The following is a 20,113-nucleotide window of genomic DNA, read 5'->3' as shown; positions in this document are numbered from 1 at the left end:
TAGATGGAGCAGGAATTTATAGTTTTAAAAGGCTGTAAAGAAAATAATTTAAAAGATATTTCACTAAAAATACCTAAAAGAAAGATAACAATATTTACAGGGGTATCCGGTTCAGGGAAGTCATCAATTGTTTTTGAGACTGTAGCAAAGGAAGCTCAACGTCAATTGAATGAAACCTTCACTGCCTTTATAAGAAATTTTTTGCCTAAGTATGGTGAAGTTAAAGCGGATCATATAGAGAATTTATCAACGCCGATTATTATTGACCAAAGCAGGCTTGGTGGTAATTCAAGATCTACCTTAGGCACTATTACAGATATAAATTCCTTCCTTAGAGCTTTATATTCAAGGTTTGGAAGTACTTATATCGGTAAGGCTAATATGTTTTCCTTTAATGATGTTAATGGTATGTGCCCGGAATGTCAGGGCCTTGGCAAAAAACTGGTTGCTAATATGGAGGAGATCCTTGATAAGAGTAAATCCTTAAATGAGGGAGCAATTTTACTTTCCGGTTTTGGAGTTGGTTCTTGGCATTGGAAGATATTTACCGAGTCAGGATACTTCGATAATGATAAGAAAATATGTGATTATTCAAAGGAAGAATTATATAAATTTTTATATGCCGGGCCGGAGAAAATAAAGATAGATGAGACCGGTGGAATGAATATAACTTATGAAGGCCTAATGGTTAAATTCAACAGGTTATATTTAAGTAAAGAAGGAGAAGCCTCTGAAGCTACGAAGAAGAAGTTAAGCAGGCTGCTAATAGAAGATCAATGTCCTCTATGTAAGGGCAAAAGGCTTCATGAAAGAGTATATGAATGTTTAATTAATGACTATAACATTGCAGATTTGACAAGTATGCAAATTGATGAATTAGTTAAGGTAATTAAAGAGATAAATGAGCCGGAAGCAGAGCCTTTACTCAATGGGATAATAGAAAAACTAAATAATATTATAGATATAGGCCTTGGATATTTAACCTTAGATAGAGAAACTTCTTCCCTTTCCGGCGGAGAATCTCAACGTATAAAGATGGTTAAATACTTAAACAGCAATCTTGTAGACTTAATGTATATCTTTGATGAGCCTAGTATAGGTCTTCACCCAAGAGATGTTCATAAGTTAAATAATCTTTTGAGTAAGCTTAGAGATAAAGGTAATACTGTAATAGTTGTTGAACATGACCCTGATGTTATTAAAATTGCAGACCATATTATAGATGTAGGACCCCGTGCAGGTAAGTATGGTGGTGAAATTGTATATGAGGGAAATTATGAAAAATTGCTTCAATGCGGAACCTTAACTGGAACTGCCTTAAATAAAACTCTTTCTATTAAAGAAAAGGTAAGAGAGCATAAGGGGTATTTAGAGGCTGTAAATTGCAATAAGAATAACTTGAAAAATATCTCTATTACAATACCTAAAGGTGTATTAACAGTAGTGACAGGAGTTGCAGGATCAGGCAAAAGCACATTAATTAAACAGGAATTTTTAAAACAGAATAAGAATGCAGTACTAGTAGATCAAAGTCCTGTGTCAGCTAATTCTAGGTCCAGTTTAGCAACCTACAGCGGAATTATGGATGATATAAGAAAGGCTTTTGCAAAGGAAAACGGTGTTAATGCTTCATTATTTAGTTCAAATTCAGAGGGGGCCTGTGAGAATTGCAATGGAACAGGAGTAATAGAAACAAACCTTGCATTTATGGAAAATATAAAAAGCACTTGTGAGATTTGTGAGGGTAAAAAGTTTAAGAAAGAAGTTTTAGAATATAAGTATCAAGACAAAAACATAATAGAAGTTCTTGAAATGTCTGTTTCAGAGGCCATTGAATTTTTCAACCTAAAGCAAATTAAAACAAAGCTGCAGTCCATTGAGCAAATGGGCATTGGATATTTAACCCTAGGTCAAACTCTCGATACCTTATCTGGTGGAGAATGTCAAAGATTAAAGCTTGCCAGTGAGTTGCACAAAGAGAGCTCCGTATATATATTGGATGAACCTACCACAGGCCTTCATATGGCTGATACCGAAAGGTTTATAAATATAGTTGAAGGTATTGTAGACAGCGGGAATACAGTTATAATAATCGAACATAATGTAGATGTAATTAAAAGAGCAGACTGGATTATTGATATGGGACCTGAGGGTGGAATAAGAGGTGGAGAGATATTATTCGAAGGAACTCCAAAACAGTTGTATAACTGTGAAGTATCATTAACAGCTAAATATATCTAGTATTCAAATAAGTCTTGATTTAACAAGTTTGCATTCAGAAATTTATTTAATCAAAACCAGTAAATAAAATATAGTAAAGACCTCCGATAATACTATTACGGTGAACCATATCATAAGTAAATCAGGTTTTTTGACAGAAGTATCAAGGACTTACTGTGATGAAGTAAGTCCTTGATACATATTATATAAAATTTACTCGGCGCTCTTAAGTGATTCTATCATATCAATTCTATCAAATCTGTTATACATAGCTAAATTTACGATTACAGAAAACAATAACGTAAGTAAAATCGATAGCAGATAACTAATTAGACTAATCTTTTGCAAAAACATTATATCGTTAGTTTCTGCAGTAGCCATGATAAATTTATTAAGTACTATTCCCATAGGTATTCCCGCCAGGCTTCCTAGAAAAGTTAATATCATGTTTTCTCTGTATATATAAGCTGCCAATTCATGATTATAAAATCCCAAAAGCTTTATTGTTGCAAGCTCTCGTTTTCTCTCCTCAATATTAATGTTTGTGAGATTGAATATTACAACAAAGGCCAAAACGCCTGCAGATACTATTAACACCGGTATGACAGAATTAATAGCGGAAGTAATCTTATTAAAATTTATATGCACGTTGTTTTTAAATTCAACAGAATTGAAGCCGCCAAAGTCTTTCAAGGTATTCAATGTGTCATTTTCAGCTTCCTCGGATAAATTATTAAGCAATCCATAGAAGCTGTTAAAAGTTATCTTATTACCTGTTAGCTTTTCATAATAAGCTGGGCTTACATAGATATAATGTTGAACGTAATGCTCCGTTACAGCAGAGATTTTAGCTTCAAAAGTCTTATCCTCCAAGGTAATCTCAATGCTTTCCCCAGCCTTTTTATTTAAGAGTTTAGATAACTTCTTAGTTATAATAATACCATCATCATCAAGCTTTAATTCTTTCCCCTTCATAGTCAGATTAATGTAGCTGTTAAACTCATCCTTACTTTCAGGAACAACTACATAGGCATCCTGACTTTTATTATCTTCTAGCTTAACGGTGGCATTCTTTGAATAGGTAAACAATACTGACTTAACATTTGAAGCCTTCGCAGCATTGGCTTTTATAGCATTTTTATCAGTTTCATTTACATTTTTGCTAAGATTACCCTGCATATCGTATTTATAGATATTACTAAATTGCTTTTCTACTGCACCAACTATTCCTTCTTTTAATCCAAAGCCAGTTATCATTAATCCTGTGCAGGCGGCAATACCTATCACTGTCATAAAGAGTCTCTGCTTGTATCTAAATATGTTTCTTGCAGTAACCTTATTTGTAAAGTTGAATCTTCTCCATATAAAACCAACTCTTTCAAGTAGTATCTTTTTACCTGATTTAGGTGGTTTAGGCCTCATTAAAGAAGCTGGAACTTCTCTTAATTCCTCCAGGGTTGATGCAACTGCCGCTGCAGCTGTGAACAATACTGCTATTATAGCTGCCTGAAGTGCAAGTCTTGTATTAAAAGGCACTACCTTGTCAGCTATGGCATAACGGGCAGCATAGGCATTTATTATGAGAGATGGAAATAACCTAAATCCAACCAAAATTCCAATGAGGCTTCCTATAATACTTGCTGAAAGTGCATAAATAAGATAGTGAGATACTATTGCAGTTCTTGAATATCCTAAAGCTTTAAAGGTACCAACTTCTATTCTTTTTTCCTGAACCATCCTGGTCATTGTAGTGAGACTTACCAGGGATGCCACTAGGAAAAATATTAAAGGAAAAGCTTTTCCTATACTGTCCATTCTGTCGCTATCCTGCCTGTAGGTTTCATACCCTGCATTTTGAGATCTCCCCAGCACATACCAGTCAGGTTTTTTAATATCATTAAGCTTATCCCTGTTTTTTTGGATTTCAATTTCTCCATCCTTTATCTTTGCATTTGCCTTTTCTTCTTCTGACTTTAACTTTTCAACATTTGCATTAATTTCCTTCTGCCCATCTTCAAGCTTTTTTCTTGAACTGCTGAGCTTTGCTAGTCCTTCCTGTCTTCCCTTATTTAGCTGAACTTCTGATTCAACAATTTTTTTCTTACTTGCCTCAAGCTCTGCTATGGCTTTATTAAGCTGGGCTTCACTCTCTTTAAGCTGTGGATTATCCTCACCAAGCTGGAGCTTAGCGTTTTCAAGCTCTTTCTTCTTAGCATTTATTTCATTTTCCCCATATGTGATCTGCTTTTTCCCATCATCTATCTGTTTTTGGCTAGCTTCCATCTGCTCTTTAAAAAGAAGCTCATTTTTTCTAAGTTCTTCAAAGCCTTTAGTTATCTTATCTTTTTCGGCATTCAGCTGACTATGAGCATCTGCAAACTTTTCTTCCGCTTCCTTTTTTGAGCTGTCTAATTTAGCTTGTGCTTCATTTAATTTATCATTTCCAGCCTTTAAAACCTCTGCATATCTTATATCATTTCTTGACACTCCAATATCCTTAAGAGACTTTTCTATATTTGCAGTATAGCTAATATAATCTTCATTATATAAAAGGCTGTTTTTTGATTGAGGGCTATCAGTTCTTACATAAACCTCTGTATAAACTTCGCTTTTAAAAACCTCAGGAAGTATATATGTAAAACCTTTTACAATACCATTTCCTACAGAACTAGGCTGTCTTTGTTCTGAAACATATAAGGGAGACTCCGCTGTTCCAACTATTTTAAATTCAGTGTTTTTCAAACTGTCTTCTATATTGCTGTCCTTCCCAGACTTAAGTACTATAGTGTCTCCAATGCTTAATTTACGCTCCTCTAAGAATTTTTCCTCCACTACAGCTTCATTAACAGATTCTGGCCTTCTGCCTTTTATCATTCTAATATTGTTAATATCCTTTTCCCCAGGCAGAGAGTTAATGTTCAGCACTAATTGACGTTTATCCTTTTCTATTACCGCATCTATGGAGTAAGAGCCTTCTGCTTTGGTTACTTCACTTATTTTCTGAATTTCATTAACATCGTCTTTAGTAAGCCCTAAGGTGGAAATTAGCTTAAAATCCATGAAATTATTTTTGTTAAAATAGATATCAGCGGATATCTTCATAGAGGGACTTGTAGCTCTGATACCTGCATAAAAAGCAACACCAACTGCAATGATTACAACTATTGATAAAAATCTTGAGGGCGACTTTTTTATATCCCTGAATAAATTTTTAAAAAATGTCTTTTTCATAATTACCACTCTATACTTTCTATGGAAACAGGATTCTCATTCTTTTTAACGCTTGCTATCTTTCCGCTTTTCACAGTAATTATCCTATCGGCTATTGGTGCTATAGCAGAATTATGAGTAATAACTATAACGGTCATATTATACATCTTTGCTGTATCAGACAGAAGCTTAAGTATTGTCTTTCCGGTATTATAATCCAGTGCTCCTGTAGGCTCATCGCAAAGAAGCAGCTTTGGGTTTTTTGCTATTGCTCTTGCTATAGACACCCTTTGCTGTTCACCACCCGAAAGCTGTGAAGGGAAATTATAAAGCCTATCCTGAAGCCCCACGCTTTTTAGAACTTCCACTGGCTCCATGGAGTCTTGGCATATTTCAACTGCAAGCTCTACATTTTCCACTGCATTTAGATTTTGAACCAAATTATAAAATTGAAATACAAAACCTACATCTTCACGCCTATATTTTGTAAGCATCTTTTTATCAAATTTGCTTATTTCATTGCCATCTACATATATATTTCCATCAGATACATGATCCATACCACCTAGAAGATTGAGTATTGTTGACTTTCCTGCACCACTGGCACCAAGGATAACAACAAATTCTCCCTTATCTATGGAAAATGAAACATCATCAACTGCTTTAATAACTATTTCCCCCATGTCATAGCTCTTTTTTACGTTTTTAAATTCAACATAACTTCCCATTTTGCGGGTCTCCTCCTTCAATAATGTTGTGAACAACGGTTCTCTTTTAATTTAAAAAAATATTTCTCTATTTGGGCATAAATTTTATAGGTTGAAAGCTTGAAAATTAGTATCTATATAGAGAAGCTTATTGTTATTTTATATCTTCTATATCTAATTTATTTATAATATCAGTATAAAAAATATCAATTAGGTTTAGTATAAGTCTTCTAACTTCTGCACCATCACTACGTTCCTTAACTATAATAGCAATGCTCTCAAGAAGGCTTTGGGAAACAAGAGATATAATAAAATTATCTCTAAGTCTTTTACCTTTTAAAGACAATTCATACTGCATTTTTTCTGTGACAATTCTTGTTACAAAATCAGCAAAAATACTTTTACAGTTTTCGTATTTAGATCCTTTACTTTGATTAAGAAGTATGGAAATCTCAACACTATTTTTATTAAAAATCCCCATTATCTCGTCCACTAGCTGATAAAATATAATTTCCGCCTTGTCGTTAAGCTCCACCTTGTCAAACTGCTTAATATAATCTACGAATCTATCATAAATAGATCCTATAATATTTTCATGCAAATTTTCTTTTGATTTAAAATATTTATATATATTTCCTACGGATGTATTTGATTTTTTAGCTATACTTCTTATAGAAGTGCCTCCATAGCCCTTTTCATTAAACTCTTTTAAAGCTTCTTCAATTATCCTATTTCTTACTTCATCTTTTTGATATTGCATTAGAAAACCTCCGTTCACTTTTAAAATATACATGACTTTAATATACTTGTCAATTTGTAAGCTAGTTTAAGTAAAGGAATATTTAAACTTATTAAAACTATACGCATTTGTATTAAGATGCGTATAGTTTTAATATATCTTTTTCATTAAATAAGCATTAGTGAAATCAGGTGTTATTGAGCATCAATCTTAGATACATATACTGCCAAATCTATGAGTCTATTTGAATATCCATATTCATTGTCATACCATGCTACTAATTTTACAAACTTAGGGCTTAGTTGTATGCCTGCAGATGCATCAAAGACAGAGGATTGTACTTCGTTTATAAAATCTGTAGAAACTACAGCATCCTCAGTATAACCAAGAATTCCTTTCAAATTCGTTGCTGACGCTTTTTTTACGGCTTCCTTTATCTCCTCGTAAGTAGCCGGATTTACTAGTTTAACGGTTAAATCCACAACTGAAACATCAATGGTTGGAACTCTAAAGGACATGCCTGTTATTTTCCCTTTTAGTTCTGGGATAATTTTGCCTACAGCTTTGGCAGCACCTGTCGAAGCTGGGATTATATTTACAGATGCAGCTCTCCCCCCGCGCCAATCCTTATTTGAAGGACCATCAACGGTTTTTTGAGATGCTGTAGTTGAATGAACTGTTGTCATAAATGCTTCCTCTATGCCAAAGGTATCATTAATAACCTTAGCTAAAGGTGCGACACAATTTGTAGTACAGGAAGCGTTTGATATTATTTCCAAGTCCTTGGTGTACTTATCATTATTAACACCCATAACAAACATTGGTGCATCTTGAGAAGGGGCTGAAATTATAACCTTTTTAGCTCCGCCTATTAAATGTGAAGAGGCTTTTTCGGTGGTTGTAAATTGACCTGTGCATTCTAATATATATTCTGCACCTGATGAACTCCAATCAATTTTTGATGGATCTTTTTCAGCAAATACCTTTATTTTATATCCATTAACAAATAAACAATTATTCTCCTTGTCAACAGAAACCTTTCCTGTGAATTTACCGTGAACAGAATCATGTGTCAGCATATAAACCATATAATCTAAATCAGCGAAGGGCTCATTAATACCTAAAACTTCTACTTCATTGTTATCTAAGGCCGCCCTGAAAGCACTAATACCTATCCTTCCAAAGCCATTTATACCTATCTTTGTTTTCATATCTACTACCTCCTAAAATAATTGAATTTTCTTTACAATTTAATTATAATAGAGATGATTATATAAGTGAAATGCATAATAAGCATGGTTGGTATAAGGAGGCGTTATAGCTATGAATTTAGAACTATATAAGTTCTTTTACCATGTAGCTAAAGCTAGTAATGTTTCTAAGGCTTCAGAGCAGCTTTATGTTACTCAGCCTGCAGTAAGCAGAGCGATTAAGCAGCTTGAGGATGAACTGGGGTGTCAGCTTTTTTTCAGAACCTCCAAGGGTGTGAAGTTGACTCAAGAAGGAGAAGTTTTATTTCAGTATATTGAGCAGGCTTTTAACTTTATTTCTTCTGGAGAAAAAAAAGTATCTGACATCAAAAGTCTTCTAACGGGCGAAGTAAAAATAGGAGCCAGTGAAACACTATGTAAGTACTATCTGGCTCCCTTCTTAAAACTTTTTAAAACCTACTATCCATCAATTAAAGTTGTTGTAACTTGTCCGAACACACATGAAATTGTAAGACTCATAAAGGCTGGTGAGATAGATTTTGGTTTGGTAAATATGCCGCTAAAAGATGAGCAATTAGAATTTAAGCATATTATGGATATTCAAGATTGCTTTATTGTAGGGCAGAAGTATAAACATTTGTCAGGAACTAAAAGACACATTAAAGATATAGCTAGTTATCCCATGCTGCTTTTAGAGAAAGCCAGCAATACGAGGATGTACATCGATCAATATTTTGAAAAAAACTCTATAATGGTAACACCTGATTTCGAGTTTCCTAATATTGATTTACTAATACATTTTTCCAAATATGATTTTGGAATTGCTTGCGTAATTGAAAATTTTGTTGAGGATATTTTAGAGAATAATACACTTTATAAGATTAACCTCATTGAGAAAATACCACCCAGAAGCATGAGCGCAGCATGGCTGAAAAACATACCGCTTACGGCAGCAGCAAAAGAATTAATAAAGTATTTGGAATATAATCCACCATATGAGTTTTAAATCCAGGAGGCTTTCGCTTGAACAGAAAGAAATCAATTCATGTACATTTTAAATTGATTCCATATTTGAGATATAGGCTAGTATTTCAGTATGTTACATTGTTAGAGATTAAAATTTAGAATTAATTTATACGCAAAAGTTAAGAACATTATATAACTACAATTTTAATAAATGAGAGAGAGTAAAGAAAATAGCAAACTTTATTTTTGAGTTTGCTATTTTTCTTTATTAATTTATATAACTTAAATTAAATCATCTAAGCCATTAACTGTAGTTTGTTCATTGTCATTAATAGGAATAACTATGCATTTTTGGCCATCAATTATTTGAGATTTTATTTGAGGTATTTTTTCAGGTTTTACTTGAAGTATAACATCATAGTGAGGAGTAACTTTATTATCTTCTGAATTTGTATCTTGAGTTTCTTCTAAATTAGTTTCTGAAACTTCTTCCAAAACCACATTATCATCATTAACCTCTGTAGACAGGTGAGTTTCATTATCTACAGCAGCCTCTTGTTTAACTTGCTCAAGTCTAGTTTGAAGTATTTCTACTTGTTTCTGAAGGGTTTCTTCCTTTTTTCTTTGCTCATTTGCCTTAAGTGCCTTTGAGTCAATTAAATTTTCTGCTAAAGGAAGATCATCACCAAAGTTTTCTATATAGGACTTTTCAATCTTAGTAGTAATCTCTTCAGGAACTCCACTTTCTATTAGAAGGGTTTGTATATCCTTCTTTGTTAGGGTTATAGGCTCACAATCTGTATCATCATATATAGAATTGTATTCCTCTATCATAGTATTTAGGTTTTCCTGTATTTCCATAAAAATTTTATCAGCTTTTTCTTCATCAGCGCTAAAGGAATCTTTAATAATTGATTGGAATGTTTCTTTTTGTATAGTAGCAGTCTGCTTTGAATAGCAACCTAAAGCATTTTCCATTAATTCGGGATGTGTATCCTTCGCATTTTTTGTGTAATACATAACAGAATTAACATCTGAACTACGATCAATAAAAGCAGGAAACACAAATCCATTAGTTGGAGCATCAACCACCCAATCTCTAATACGTGCTTTTATTTTGTTTTCTTCTTCAAAGTACCTAAGACCAGGCTCTGAAAGTGAAACAGGACATATTGCACATAACACATATTCATATACTTCTTCAGATTCATCTACCTTTCCATTATCAGTGGTTTTAGTAATAATATCATAAGCGTCATGAAAAACAAGTATTAAAAAATTACCAGTATAATCATAACTATCTATAATCAATTCATAAAAATCATCAAGGAGAGCATCATCCTTTAATTGACTGTTTTTAAGCTGCATAAGAGAAATTTGTCTTTCATTTGTAAGAGCTTCATTGGTTGGAAAGTTAAGCTCTAAAATATTATTTCCAATAGTTCCAGACAGTACTTTTTTAGCAATTTCTAAGTACTTAAAGTATTCATCCTCATCTAAATTTAGAAAGGTTTCTCTAAATTTTAAAATAATATGTTTTTCTCCGTTAACATAGCAACCACACATTTTAGTGAAGGTGCAATGATCTTTTTTAAAACGTCTTTTTAACTCGAGTATATCTTTTTTTCTCATATATAAACCCCTCAATCTAGTCTTTTCTATTTGTAGATATTAATTAATATATTATCATTATTAAGTATAGTATTTTTTTCATATTAATTAAAGATTTTCTCTGAATAGGCAGCTTCAAAAGTAGAAGATATATATAAGAATAAAAATAGAAAAACTTCATTTAGAATAGTTACGGAGAACCATATCATAAATAAATGCAAAACTAGAATTTGACATGAGAAGTATTATTACAAAAATAATTGAAAAATATATAATATATAAGGTTACATTAGTAGTAGGCTAAAAAACAAGAAAAATTAGCAATGTAAAATATTTTAGGTTTTATTGAAGCATACTAGATTATAAAGGAGAATGATAAGCATGAAAGTAAAGATAGTATGCGATAGAGATTATGAAACTAAAGAAGTAGAGCTACCCATGAATGAAGAATCATTGTTAAAGATTCAAGGGAGTGTACTTGATAGAGACACATTAGGGTATATAACAGGAGCAGATGTAAAATATTATGATGAGCAGGGAAATGAAATAGAAAATGTATTTCTTCTCAATAGGCAGCTACAAAAGTAGAAGTCGAGATAATAATTTAGATAACAGGTATAACTATAATTTAGTATAATAAAAAATAGTAGCCCCTATTTACAATTGGGTGCTACTATTTTTTAAGATTTTTTCTATAAGTAACAAGTCGTTAGGGATTCAATTTTCCACTGGATTTTTTAGTTTTTTGGTAGTTGAAAATTTACAAAAGCATTATAATAGTCATTAAGAAGCGATGCAATTGATATTATCAAGTAACGAATTTTACTATAAATTTTAAGGAGATGTTACAAATGGAACTAAAGGAAATCATGGACGAACTAAAGTCCCTTGGTACAGATCGTACGAAAAAAAATTACATGCGCAATGGTGCGAAAGAGCCTGTTTTTGGCGTAACCATAAGCGCTATGAAGCCGATTTTTAAGAAAATAAAATACAACCAGCCTTTGGCAGAGCAGCTTTATGCAACAGGAAATTATGATGCCATGTATTTAGCTGGCATGATAGCGGAACCAAAGAAAATGGCAGAAGAAGATTTTAACCGATGGATAGAAGGCGCTTATTTTTATATGATTTCGGACTACATTGTGGCAGTAACCCTTGCAGAAACAGATATTGCCTTTACCGTTGCCGATCGTTGGATAGATAGCGGAAAAGAATTAACAATGTCGGCTGGCTGGAGTTGCTACGATTGGCTATTAGGCACTCGTAAAGACAGTGAATTTGACAAGGATAAACTTTTAGCAATGCTTAATAGGGTACGTGACACGATACACGACCAGCCAAACCGTACTAAATATGCCATGAACAATTTTATCATGTCAGTTGCCATTTCATATTTGCCGCTTCATGAAGAAGCAAAGAAAATTGCTCAAGAAGTAGGAAAGGTAGATGTTTTCATGGGAAAAACCCTCTGTCAAACAAATGTTGCAACAGAATATATTCAAAATGCAGTTGATAAAGGAATACTAGGTTTTAAACGTAAAAATGTAAGATGTTAAATTATAAAATACAAGTATTCCTGTAATAAAGTGTTTTAGACTTTGAGATGAATAAAAAAACCTGATATAAATATATTGTGTCAACTTGCAAAAGACAACAAACAATTTATATCAGGAGGTAAACTTAAATGAATAACATAATAATGGTTCCCAATACGTTAATTCTAGGGATAGATATCGCAAAAGAAAACCACTATGGTCAATTTGTAGTGAATGGTGAATATATAAAAAAACCATTCATAATAAAGAATACCAAAGAATCTTTTGATTGTCTATTAGAAACAATAAAAGAATTAACGAATAAATATGGAACAATTCATACTCTTGTAGGCATGGAGCCGACAGGCCATTATTGGAAAAATATCGCCTACTATTTGAAAAATAAAGGCATAAATATATGTTTAGTTAATCCTTATCATGTTAATAAAACAAAGGAATTAGAAGATAATAGTCCTACTAAGAATGACAAAAAGGATGCCAAAATAATATCAAAACTAATCTATCAAGGGCAATATCTTACATGCATGTTTGAAGAAGAAATAGATGAGAAAATTAAGTTGAAGAATGAGTATAATAAACACAAGAATTAAGAAGGCAACTAATTGCTGAAAAAGTAAGACTAATAGCGCTATTAGATGAATATTTTCCAGAACTCACAAGATTATTTTCAGATATATTAAGTAAATCTTTAATAGCAATTTTAAAAAATTGTCCTTTTCCGAAAGATATTTTAGATATTGGAATTGAAAGGCTTACACAGATTTTAAAAGATGCTACTAAAAATCGTGTGGGTTTAAAAAAGTCTATATTGGTATATGAGGCGGCTAAAAAGTCAATAGGTGTACCCGTAGGGTTAGAAGGTGCAAAATATAGATTAGAGTTAATTTTAAGGAAGTTAGATTGGCTGCAAAAAGAAATAGATGCAGTTGAAGAAATGATGAAGCAATACTTAGATAAAACTGGTTATATTGACTTTCTGTTAAGTATACAAGGCGTTGGAATAGTGACTGCTGCAACTTTCTTAGCCGAGGTAGGAGATATATCTAAGTATGATAACTATAAGCAAATTCAAAAAGTTGCGGGACTAAATCTGAAAGAAACTAGTTCTGGCATGAAAAAAGGAAAAACTAAGATTAGTAAAAGAGGTAGATCTAATTTAAGAAATATTTTGTATCAAGCAGCTATAGTTATGGTTGCGAAAAATCAAGCATTTAAGGAGATTTATGAACATCTCACAAAAAGACAAGATAATAAACTTACAGGGAAACAAGCAATAGTAGCTTTAAGTGTTAGACTTATCAAAGTTATGTATACTTTGTGTACTAAAAAGATAATGTACTCACATGATAAAGTTCACGGAGTAAATAGTTATAAACAAGCAGCTTAATAAGATATTTAAAGTTATATAGCAATAAAAAATTGTTCGGTTAAAAAGAGTAAGGTTAAACACGTTCACACCCCCATAAGGGCATAAATGACCCAGTATACAAGGATTAACGCTAGCACCTGCTCTAAAATGCAGAACGAAGGAATGATAGAGGCACAAATGTTGTGTACTCAGGGAGATATGGTAGGGTCAGCATTAGAGCTTTTTCGGTGAATACCTTCAAATTATTGGTAAAAAGTAAAATTCTAATAGGGCTGTCTACCTAACTCCAGTAAAATAACGTTATATATTCAATATAACTCCAAATACTTACTAAGTTTGTTTTATGATACAAATTGAAATTCAATGAAAACAAGAGAATATTAAAGAAAATATTAAATTATTGAGGTAGGTGGAAAATTAAAAAGTGCACTACCAAGTGTTGTTATTTTGTTAAACAGTTGGAGTGCACTTGACTTTATAACGCTTTTTTAAGCTTATTATACTTGAGGAGTAAATGTTTGTCGTGCTTATTATTAATTTCATTCATGATTGAAGCAGCAAAAAATGGGATATTATATGAAGTGCTTAAATGAAATTTTGCTCAATATATAGTATAATTTTAACAATATAATAAACTTAGAAAGGATAAAAAATGTTTAAAATAGGTGAATTTTCGGTACTTACATCTATAAGTATTCATATGCTTAGAAACTACGATAAAATTGGATTATTAATACCTAAGTATATTGATGAATCAACAGGATATCGATATTATGAAAGTGATCAATTGCCAATTGCAAATCAAATTGTAGCTTTAAAGATGATGGGATTTGGATTAAAAGAAATAGCGGCATTACAACTAGAAGACATACAAAGGGAGAATCTGAAAGAGGTATTAAAAAATAAAATTGAAGCTAAAGAACAAGAAGTAAAAGCAATTAGAAGACAGTTGACACAAATGGAAAATGCACTGGAAGATTTGGCAAGCGATAATGAACATGCATTGTCTATAGTAATTAAGTATATACCAGATAGAACAGTTGCTAGCTTTAGAATGAAAATTAAAGAGTTTCAGGATGAAGGAGTTTTATGGAAAACGCTTGGTGACGAATGTGAAAAGTTAAATATTCAATTTTCAGATATAAATTATTCCATTGCTATTCAACATGAAATAAATTTTGATAAAGATTATATTGATGTTGAAGTTCAAAGATTAGTTGAAAATACCTATGAAAGTACAGATAAGATGAAGTTTTATAGTATACCATCTTGTGAGGTAGCTTCATTGGTATATCAAGGTGGGTATAGCAGACTTAAAGATATAAATATTTACATAGCTAAATGGATAATACAAAATGGGTTTGAAATTTGTGGACCTGTATTTAATGTTTATTATATTTCTCCAGAGTATGAAGCGAATGAAGAAAAATTTGTTACAGAAGTATGTTTTCCTATTAAAAAGAGATAGTATATTGACTCTAGCATAATGCGAGGGTATATGCTTTTTCTATAAAAATAAAATTTTATAGAAGGAGTGATAAAAATATGTCTCAAAAGGTAATTGAACTAAGGCATAAGGTTTGTGATTATACCTGTATGTGGAATGGTATTGAAGATTTATATCAAACAAAATTAGGTGAAGATATACCAGATTATTTTTTCTTTTGTTTAAGTGGAATAGGAAAATTTGTATATTTGAAGTTTAGCAGTGGAAATATGAGAAGGATGACTTCATGGAATGATGGAAGAACTAAAAAAATGTATGCATCAATTTGTAATATTGTAGGATTTAAATATAAGCATATAGAAGGTAGAAAATTTGAGTATGTAATGAAAAGAGCAAAGGAACAGATTGATAATGAAAGACCAGTTGTTCTCGGATGTTTAGATATGTATTATTTAAGTTATTATCCAAAGTTTTATTACAAAGAACATATACCAATTCATTATATACTAATGGTGGGATATGATGATGAGGAGCAGTGCGCATATGTATACGATTGTGGAATTGAAGAGGTGCAAAAAATTAAATATGCAATTCTTGAAAAGGCTCTTAATATTGAAAAGACATCTTTATCTGATAAAAATTCAATTTGTCTCATAGAGTTTGATGATGAGATTAAGGGTATTAGAGAAATTGCAATAAAGGGATTTTATGAGAAAGCAAACGAAATGCTTAATCCTAAGGTGGGATTTTGCGGGATTCCTGGTATGCGAAAACTAAGCAAAGAAATTCTTAATTGGAAAGATGAATTAGCCGTTGAAGAATATGAAACAGCCCTTAGAAACATCGTTATGTTTACAGGTACTGTCCCAATTCTTCCCAATAGATTACTTATGATAGAAGAAAAATATGAAATAGAACATCAAGCCGCTCGAAGAGAGTATGCTGCATTATTAATGAAATTAGGAGAAAAATATGGCTTTCAGGAGTGGAAAGTGGCAGGTGATCTTTTTAAAAAGAGCGGCGTTATTATTCAAGAGATGACAGATTTAATAGTGGAGTACTTATTGAAAGAAGGTAAAGAACTTAATAGATTACCATATATGATTAACCAGATAGCAGACCTTGAAGAAAAAGCATATCATAGAATTTTGGAGGGGATAAAAAATGAAGCATGAGCGGAGAAAGCGGCAGCGAAAATAATTCAACTGATATGCAAAAGCCTTCGTTTTAACAAAATAGCAAATAATAAATTTAAATAAAGTGTGTAAAAGGGCTTATTCCAATGAGAATAAGCCTATATTTATATAAAAAAACAATTTAAAAGTCTAGGTTATACCTGTTACAGAGAACCCTATCACTCCAAAGGTTGCAAAGTTTTTGTCTGTAAATTAGTTTCCAATCGCTTTATAATTATAAATGTAAGGGTGATAAATCCCTGGTAAAATTTTTTAGACGCAGGCAGCAAAATAATTTTAGTGATTTTTGTAGATAAGTATAATGCGTCTAGTTACAAATTTATTTTTAAGGAGGGTTTTTCAATGAGCGGGCTTTTAAAAGGAATGAAAATGCAAACAAACCTTGCCTATACAGAAAATGGTGCTAGGGCATACAACACTACTGGAAGCAATTTACTGGACTTTTTCTGCCGTGGTGGTGCCATGAGAACTGCTGGGGAAAATGAAATAATAAGGCTCTTTGATAAAGCTCTTTGTGAAGATAAGCTTTTTTATCCAGTTGTAAAGGGCTATGAGAAAAGTATTATTCCTGTTAGGCTTACCAATATGGAAAAGTCATGGATAAAGGCACTGGTAGAGGAGCCTTCTGCAGCTATGATACTAAGCAAAGAAATTCTTATAAAGTTAAAGGAAGCTTTAAAGGACGTGGACAGTCCTATAAATAGTGAGATTATTGAAGTAACTAATAAATCTACACTTCCTGAGATTTCAGATTTAGAGCAGTATGAGAATAATTTTAGAACAATATTAAAAGCAATTTCAGAGGAGAAGGCCATAAGCTACTGCAACATTGACAGGCTAGGAAATGAATACTGTGGCATGTTGTCTCTTCCCGTAAGACTTGAATATTCTCTTAAGGACAGTAGATTTAGAGTGTCCATGTACTGTTTAAAAAATCATAGGCCAATAATGGCAAATGTATTCACTATGAGTAATATTGAAATTGTCGAGGCTAATAGGTCCGTTATAACTAGGGAGGAAGCCTTAAAGCAGCTGCATAAAAATAGGTATTCTAAAGAACCTATTTTACTTGAAGTAACTGATAAAAAATCAGCTATGGAAAGATGTTTTATGAGTTTTTCCGAGCTTGAACGATCTTCCAGGTGTTTAGAGAAGGACAAATATGAGATAAAGCTCTATTATTATACTTTTGAGGAAGAAGATATAATTAGAAAAATACTAGCACTAGGTCCCTATGTAAAGGTGCTTTCGCCACGAAGAATAGTTGATGAAGTGATTAGAAGAATTAAAAAGGCAATAGAACTTAATAGTTTTGCATTAGGAGGGAAGGCGGAAAATAAAATGATTGAAATTAAAGGAACTGAAAGAAAGGTATAACAGCTTGCTTCCAAGCTATCCAAGAGATATATGCTTTTTAACTGGAATATTTAAAGACAACATAATTCGAAATGGAAGTATTTCGGCCTATGAAGAAGGATGCTTTAGCTTTTTTGTCATTAAGTTCTATATGTATATCAAGAAATTTAATCGTGATAATTAACTTAAACACTTCAAGAGGTCAAATACCACAATATAATAAAGTATTTGACCATTGATTCAGTCAAAGATGTTACCTTCTAAACCATGCATATCAGTAACAAAACTTAAAAAAATATTATAAAATATTTTACATAATTCATCTATTTCTAAAATCATAGTTTCATCTGTATTTACCATTCTATTTATTAAACCTTCTATTTCAGCACCATATTTACCGGGAATTGGTTCTAATTTTTCAAGTTCAATTGGGTCGTTTAAGTTTTGTGCAGGTTTTAACGGGTTTCTACCTGTAAATAATATTGCTAGTACTAAGCCAAGTTGAAAGATATCTGACTTTAGATTGAGGTATTCCTGTTTATTAATATACTTAACTAACTGAGGTGTTCTAAAAAATCTAGGCATGGTTCCATTAGAAATATTATTTTTAAAAAAGTTTTCTTCTATATAGTTAATATCATCATTGACAGAGTAATCATTTAGATTTTTGAAAAGACCTAAATCACCCAATATAAGTTGATTGGTATTTACAAAAATATTTGTAGGTTTTATATCTCTATGCAAAATATTTTTGTCTTGCAAATATTTTACTGCAGAGAGTAATTGGGTGGTGTACATAAGAGCCTTTATCATTTTTAAAGGTCCTTTTTGAAGTTCATGATCCAAAGTAACTGGAATGTAATTCATGATTAATACAGGATGGAGGTTACCAGCAATAAGGTGTTCTCCATCATCATAATATTGAATAATAGAAGGATGTTTGAGTGCTTTTAGAAGGTTAATTTCATTTAAAAATCTTTGCTTTCGGTGCTCCAAATCTAGCCTATAAAAAATTTTCAAAGCGAAATAGCAGCCTATATTTTCTCCTTCAATACATATTACCAGGTATGTCATACCACATTTTCCGTTACCGAGTAAATTTAATATTTTATAACTTCCATTTCTAAGTTTTACCACGTCTCCTAAAAGTAATAAATTATTAATATCCATTTAAAATTCCCCCGAATTGATATTTTTCTACAATATTATTAATATAAATATATTCATAATTTTTAATTATGCTACTTATAGATAATTGTAGTAGAGTTTTTTATCTTCTTAAGCAGTGATTTCAAGTATTATGAAGATTTTTGCGACCCTTGTTTAACAAGGAGAGTAACTGAACATATTCTATATAAATTCCCTAATAGGAACTGCTTTAATATTATCTACTGTGGTAGGATATGTAAGTGCTGGTGTTACAATATCATAGCTTCATAATTCAAAATAGTAATGGAGAATCTCACGATGATGGGTATCACCTTCTTTTTTTGCTTTCACTGCAATGATTAAGAAAAATCAAAAAAACTTATTGACATATAGTGGAATAGGTTGTATTATAAATACATAATATCAAATTGATATTATCTAATTGAGATTAAGTTGAGGTGGAAAATAATTTGGATAAACATTTTATAGATAAGGAAGAAGAGTTTCTAAAAGATTATGATGAGAATGATTATAAAAGACCAAGTGTTACAAATGACATAATAATATTTACAACCGCTGATAAGGAAGAAGATAGTCTTCGGAAGGTACCAAAAAGAGGAATGCAGGTTATTTTGATTAAAAGAGATGACTATCCCTATATAGATAAGTGGGCTCTTCCAGGTGGGTTTGTTGGCATAGAAGAAAGCTTAGAGGCTGCTGCTAAGAGGACACTTAAGGAAAAAACGGGAATAGACAATGTTTATACAGAGCAACTCTATACTTTTGGAGATGTTGGTAGAGATAAAAGAACAAGGGTTATTAGTGTAGGAAATATTGCTTTGGTGGAAAAGAGCAGCATAAGGTTAAAAGAAGTAGATTTACAAAAGAAAAGTCAATGGTTTTGGATAGATAAAACTCTTATTAGCTCTGAAAAGTATGAGAAATATATAGAAAACAAGCATCTTCTATCTCTTAAATCTATTGATGAGACAATAATAATGAATTATGAAGTAACAGAGAAAATCGGAAGAGACATCTTTAAAAGAAAGGAAACGGATTATAAATTATTAAATAACTCTACAGAGGAATTAGCTTTTGATCACTATAAGATATTAGATTATGGAATAGATAGATTAAGAAATAAAGTAGAGTATACACCAATTGCTTTTAACCTTTTACCAAGAGTATTCACTGTAAAGGAACTGCAGAATGTCTATGAAGCAATAATGGGAAGAGAAATTTTAAACTTCAGAAGAAAAATGGGAGAAATGATTATAGAAACTGATGAAAAAATAGAGGGTAAACCCTTTAGACCAGCTAAGGTATTTAAATTTAATGAAAATTGGGAGCATAATTTTTAAAAACCAGGAGGG

The 20,113-nt window shown here is 31.9% G+C and carries 16 protein-coding genes; 10 read left to right on the top strand and 6 right to left on the bottom strand.

Going from position 1 to position 20,113, the window contains the following annotated elements:
- Nucleotides 1-3 precede the first annotated feature (3 nt).
- Nucleotides 4-2,241, top strand: a complete 2,238-nt coding sequence (locus BN2665_RS25455) for an ATP-binding cassette domain-containing protein (RefSeq protein WP_055669881.1) — start codon at nt 4-6, stop codon at nt 2,239-2,241.
- Nucleotides 2,242-2,433: 192 nt separating this feature from the next.
- Here the strand turns inward: BN2665_RS25455 and BN2665_RS25450 are convergent, their stop codons facing one another.
- From BN2665_RS25450 to gap, 4 genes are all read right to left on the bottom strand, one after another.
- Nucleotides 2,434-5,451 carry an ABC transporter permease gene (locus tag BN2665_RS25450; protein ID WP_055669880.1) on the bottom strand — a complete coding sequence of 1,006 codons (3,018 nt, stop codon included), beginning with the start codon at nt 5,449-5,451 and terminating at the stop codon, nt 2,434-2,436.
- 2 nt (nt 5,452-5,453) lie between these two features.
- A complete protein-coding gene (locus BN2665_RS25445) occupies nt 5,454-6,158 on the bottom strand; it encodes an ABC transporter ATP-binding protein (protein ID WP_055669879.1) in 705 nt (234 codons plus the stop codon).
- A 133-nt stretch (nt 6,159-6,291) separates the two neighbouring features.
- A complete protein-coding gene (locus BN2665_RS25440; protein ID WP_055669878.1) occupies nt 6,292-6,897 on the bottom strand; it encodes a TetR/AcrR family transcriptional regulator in 606 nt (201 codons plus the stop codon).
- A gap of 173 nt (nt 6,898-7,070) precedes the next feature.
- Complete coding sequence (gene gap / locus BN2665_RS25435) at nt 7,071-8,087, bottom strand: type I glyceraldehyde-3-phosphate dehydrogenase (RefSeq protein WP_055669877.1); 1,017 nt, start codon at nt 8,085-8,087, stop codon at nt 7,071-7,073.
- Nucleotides 8,088-8,199: 112 nt separating this feature from the next.
- On the opposite strand from gap, the gene BN2665_RS25430 reads away from it, so the two are divergent.
- Nucleotides 8,200-9,093, top strand: coding sequence for a LysR family transcriptional regulator (locus tag BN2665_RS25430; RefSeq protein ID WP_055669876.1), 894 nt, complete (start codon nt 8,200-8,202; stop codon nt 9,091-9,093).
- Nucleotides 9,094-9,335: 242 nt separating this feature from the next.
- On the opposite strand, the gene BN2665_RS25425 is transcribed toward BN2665_RS25430, so the two are convergent.
- Nucleotides 9,336-10,685, bottom strand: a complete 1,350-nt coding sequence (locus BN2665_RS25425) for a DUF4317 domain-containing protein (RefSeq protein ID WP_055669875.1) — start codon at nt 10,683-10,685, stop codon at nt 9,336-9,338.
- 360 nt (nt 10,686-11,045) lie between these two features.
- Between BN2665_RS25425 and BN2665_RS25420 the strand changes: the two genes are divergently transcribed.
- The 7 genes from BN2665_RS25420 (at nt 11,046) to BN2665_RS25390 (ending at nt 17,612) form a co-directional block, all read left to right on the top strand.
- Nucleotides 11,046-11,252, top strand: a complete 207-nt coding sequence (locus tag BN2665_RS25420; RefSeq protein ID WP_055669874.1) for a hypothetical protein — start codon at nt 11,046-11,048, stop codon at nt 11,250-11,252.
- A 263-nt stretch (nt 11,253-11,515) separates the two neighbouring features.
- Entirely contained in the window at nt 11,516-12,223 is a 708-nt protein-coding gene (locus BN2665_RS25415) for a DNA alkylation repair protein (protein WP_055669873.1), read from the top strand.
- Nucleotides 12,224-12,351: 128 nt separating this feature from the next.
- Nucleotides 12,352-12,813, top strand: coding sequence for an IS110 family transposase (locus BN2665_RS26800; RefSeq protein ID WP_055669872.1), 462 nt, complete (start codon nt 12,352-12,354; stop codon nt 12,811-12,813).
- 197 nt (nt 12,814-13,010) lie between these two features.
- Nucleotides 13,011-13,610 (top strand): IS110 family transposase, encoded by a 600-nt coding sequence (locus BN2665_RS26795; RefSeq protein ID WP_055669871.1) that lies wholly within the window; start codon nt 13,011-13,013, stop codon nt 13,608-13,610.
- 634 nt (nt 13,611-14,244) lie between these two features.
- The gene (locus tag BN2665_RS25400; protein ID WP_055669870.1) at nt 14,245-15,060 is read left to right on the top strand and encodes a MerR family transcriptional regulator; all 816 of its coding nucleotides are present in this window, start codon (nt 14,245-14,247) and stop codon (nt 15,058-15,060) included.
- A 77-nt stretch (nt 15,061-15,137) separates the two neighbouring features.
- Nucleotides 15,138-16,214, top strand: a complete 1,077-nt coding sequence (locus tag BN2665_RS25395; protein ID WP_055669869.1) for a BtrH N-terminal domain-containing protein — start codon at nt 15,138-15,140, stop codon at nt 16,212-16,214.
- 363 nt (nt 16,215-16,577) lie between these two features.
- Nucleotides 16,578-17,612, top strand: a complete 1,035-nt coding sequence (locus tag BN2665_RS25390; RefSeq protein ID WP_055669868.1) for a WYL domain-containing protein — start codon at nt 16,578-16,580, stop codon at nt 17,610-17,612.
- A 219-nt stretch (nt 17,613-17,831) separates the two neighbouring features.
- Here BN2665_RS25390 and BN2665_RS25380 read toward each other — a convergent pair whose 3' ends face one another.
- A complete protein-coding gene (locus BN2665_RS25380; protein ID WP_055669866.1) occupies nt 17,832-18,761 on the bottom strand; it encodes a protein kinase domain-containing protein in 930 nt (309 codons plus the stop codon).
- A 449-nt stretch (nt 18,762-19,210) separates the two neighbouring features.
- Here BN2665_RS25380 and BN2665_RS25375 point away from each other — a divergent pair, with 449 nt between their 5' ends.
- A complete protein-coding gene (locus tag BN2665_RS25375; RefSeq protein ID WP_055669865.1) occupies nt 19,211-20,101 on the top strand; it encodes an NUDIX hydrolase in 891 nt (296 codons plus the stop codon).
- The last annotated feature ends 12 nt before the right edge of the window (nt 20,102-20,113 follow it).

Origin of the sequence: Desnuesiella massiliensis (genome assembly GCF_001403615.1) — a bacterium.
In the GTDB taxonomy this organism is placed as follows: domain Bacteria; phylum Bacillota; class Clostridia; order Clostridiales; family Clostridiaceae; genus Desnuesiella; species Desnuesiella massiliensis.
Note: the sequence above shows the minus strand (reverse complement) of the source record. Positions and strands in the feature narration are given on the sequence as shown.

Excerpts from the sequence above, each read along its gene's own strand:
- BN2665_RS25455 (WP_055669881.1), top strand. The coding sequence starts at position 4 with ATGGAGCAGGAATTTATAGTTTTAAAAGGCTGTAAAGAAAATAATTTA.
- BN2665_RS25450 (WP_055669880.1), bottom strand. The coding sequence starts at position 5,451 with ATGAAAAAGACATTTTTTAAAAATTTATTCAGGGATATAAAAAAGTCG.
- BN2665_RS25445 (WP_055669879.1), bottom strand. The coding sequence starts at position 6,158 with ATGGGAAGTTATGTTGAATTTAAAAACGTAAAAAAGAGCTATGACATG.
- BN2665_RS25440 (WP_055669878.1), bottom strand. The coding sequence starts at position 6,897 with ATGCAATATCAAAAAGATGAAGTAAGAAATAGGATAATTGAAGAAGCT.
- gap (WP_055669877.1), bottom strand. The coding sequence starts at position 8,087 with ATGAAAACAAAGATAGGTATAAATGGCTTTGGAAGGATAGGTATTAGT.
- BN2665_RS25430 (WP_055669876.1), top strand. The coding sequence starts at position 8,200 with ATGAATTTAGAACTATATAAGTTCTTTTACCATGTAGCTAAAGCTAGT.
- BN2665_RS25425 (WP_055669875.1), bottom strand. The coding sequence starts at position 10,685 with ATGAGAAAAAAAGATATACTCGAGTTAAAAAGACGTTTTAAAAAAGAT.
- BN2665_RS25420 (WP_055669874.1), top strand. The coding sequence starts at position 11,046 with ATGAAAGTAAAGATAGTATGCGATAGAGATTATGAAACTAAAGAAGTA.
- BN2665_RS25415 (WP_055669873.1), top strand. The coding sequence starts at position 11,516 with ATGGAACTAAAGGAAATCATGGACGAACTAAAGTCCCTTGGTACAGAT.
- BN2665_RS26800 (WP_055669872.1), top strand. The coding sequence starts at position 12,352 with ATGAATAACATAATAATGGTTCCCAATACGTTAATTCTAGGGATAGAT.
- BN2665_RS25400 (WP_055669870.1), top strand. The coding sequence starts at position 14,245 with ATGTTTAAAATAGGTGAATTTTCGGTACTTACATCTATAAGTATTCAT.
- BN2665_RS25395 (WP_055669869.1), top strand. The coding sequence starts at position 15,138 with ATGTCTCAAAAGGTAATTGAACTAAGGCATAAGGTTTGTGATTATACC.
- BN2665_RS25390 (WP_055669868.1), top strand. The coding sequence starts at position 16,578 with ATGAGCGGGCTTTTAAAAGGAATGAAAATGCAAACAAACCTTGCCTAT.
- BN2665_RS25380 (WP_055669866.1), bottom strand. The coding sequence starts at position 18,761 with ATGGATATTAATAATTTATTACTTTTAGGAGACGTGGTAAAACTTAGA.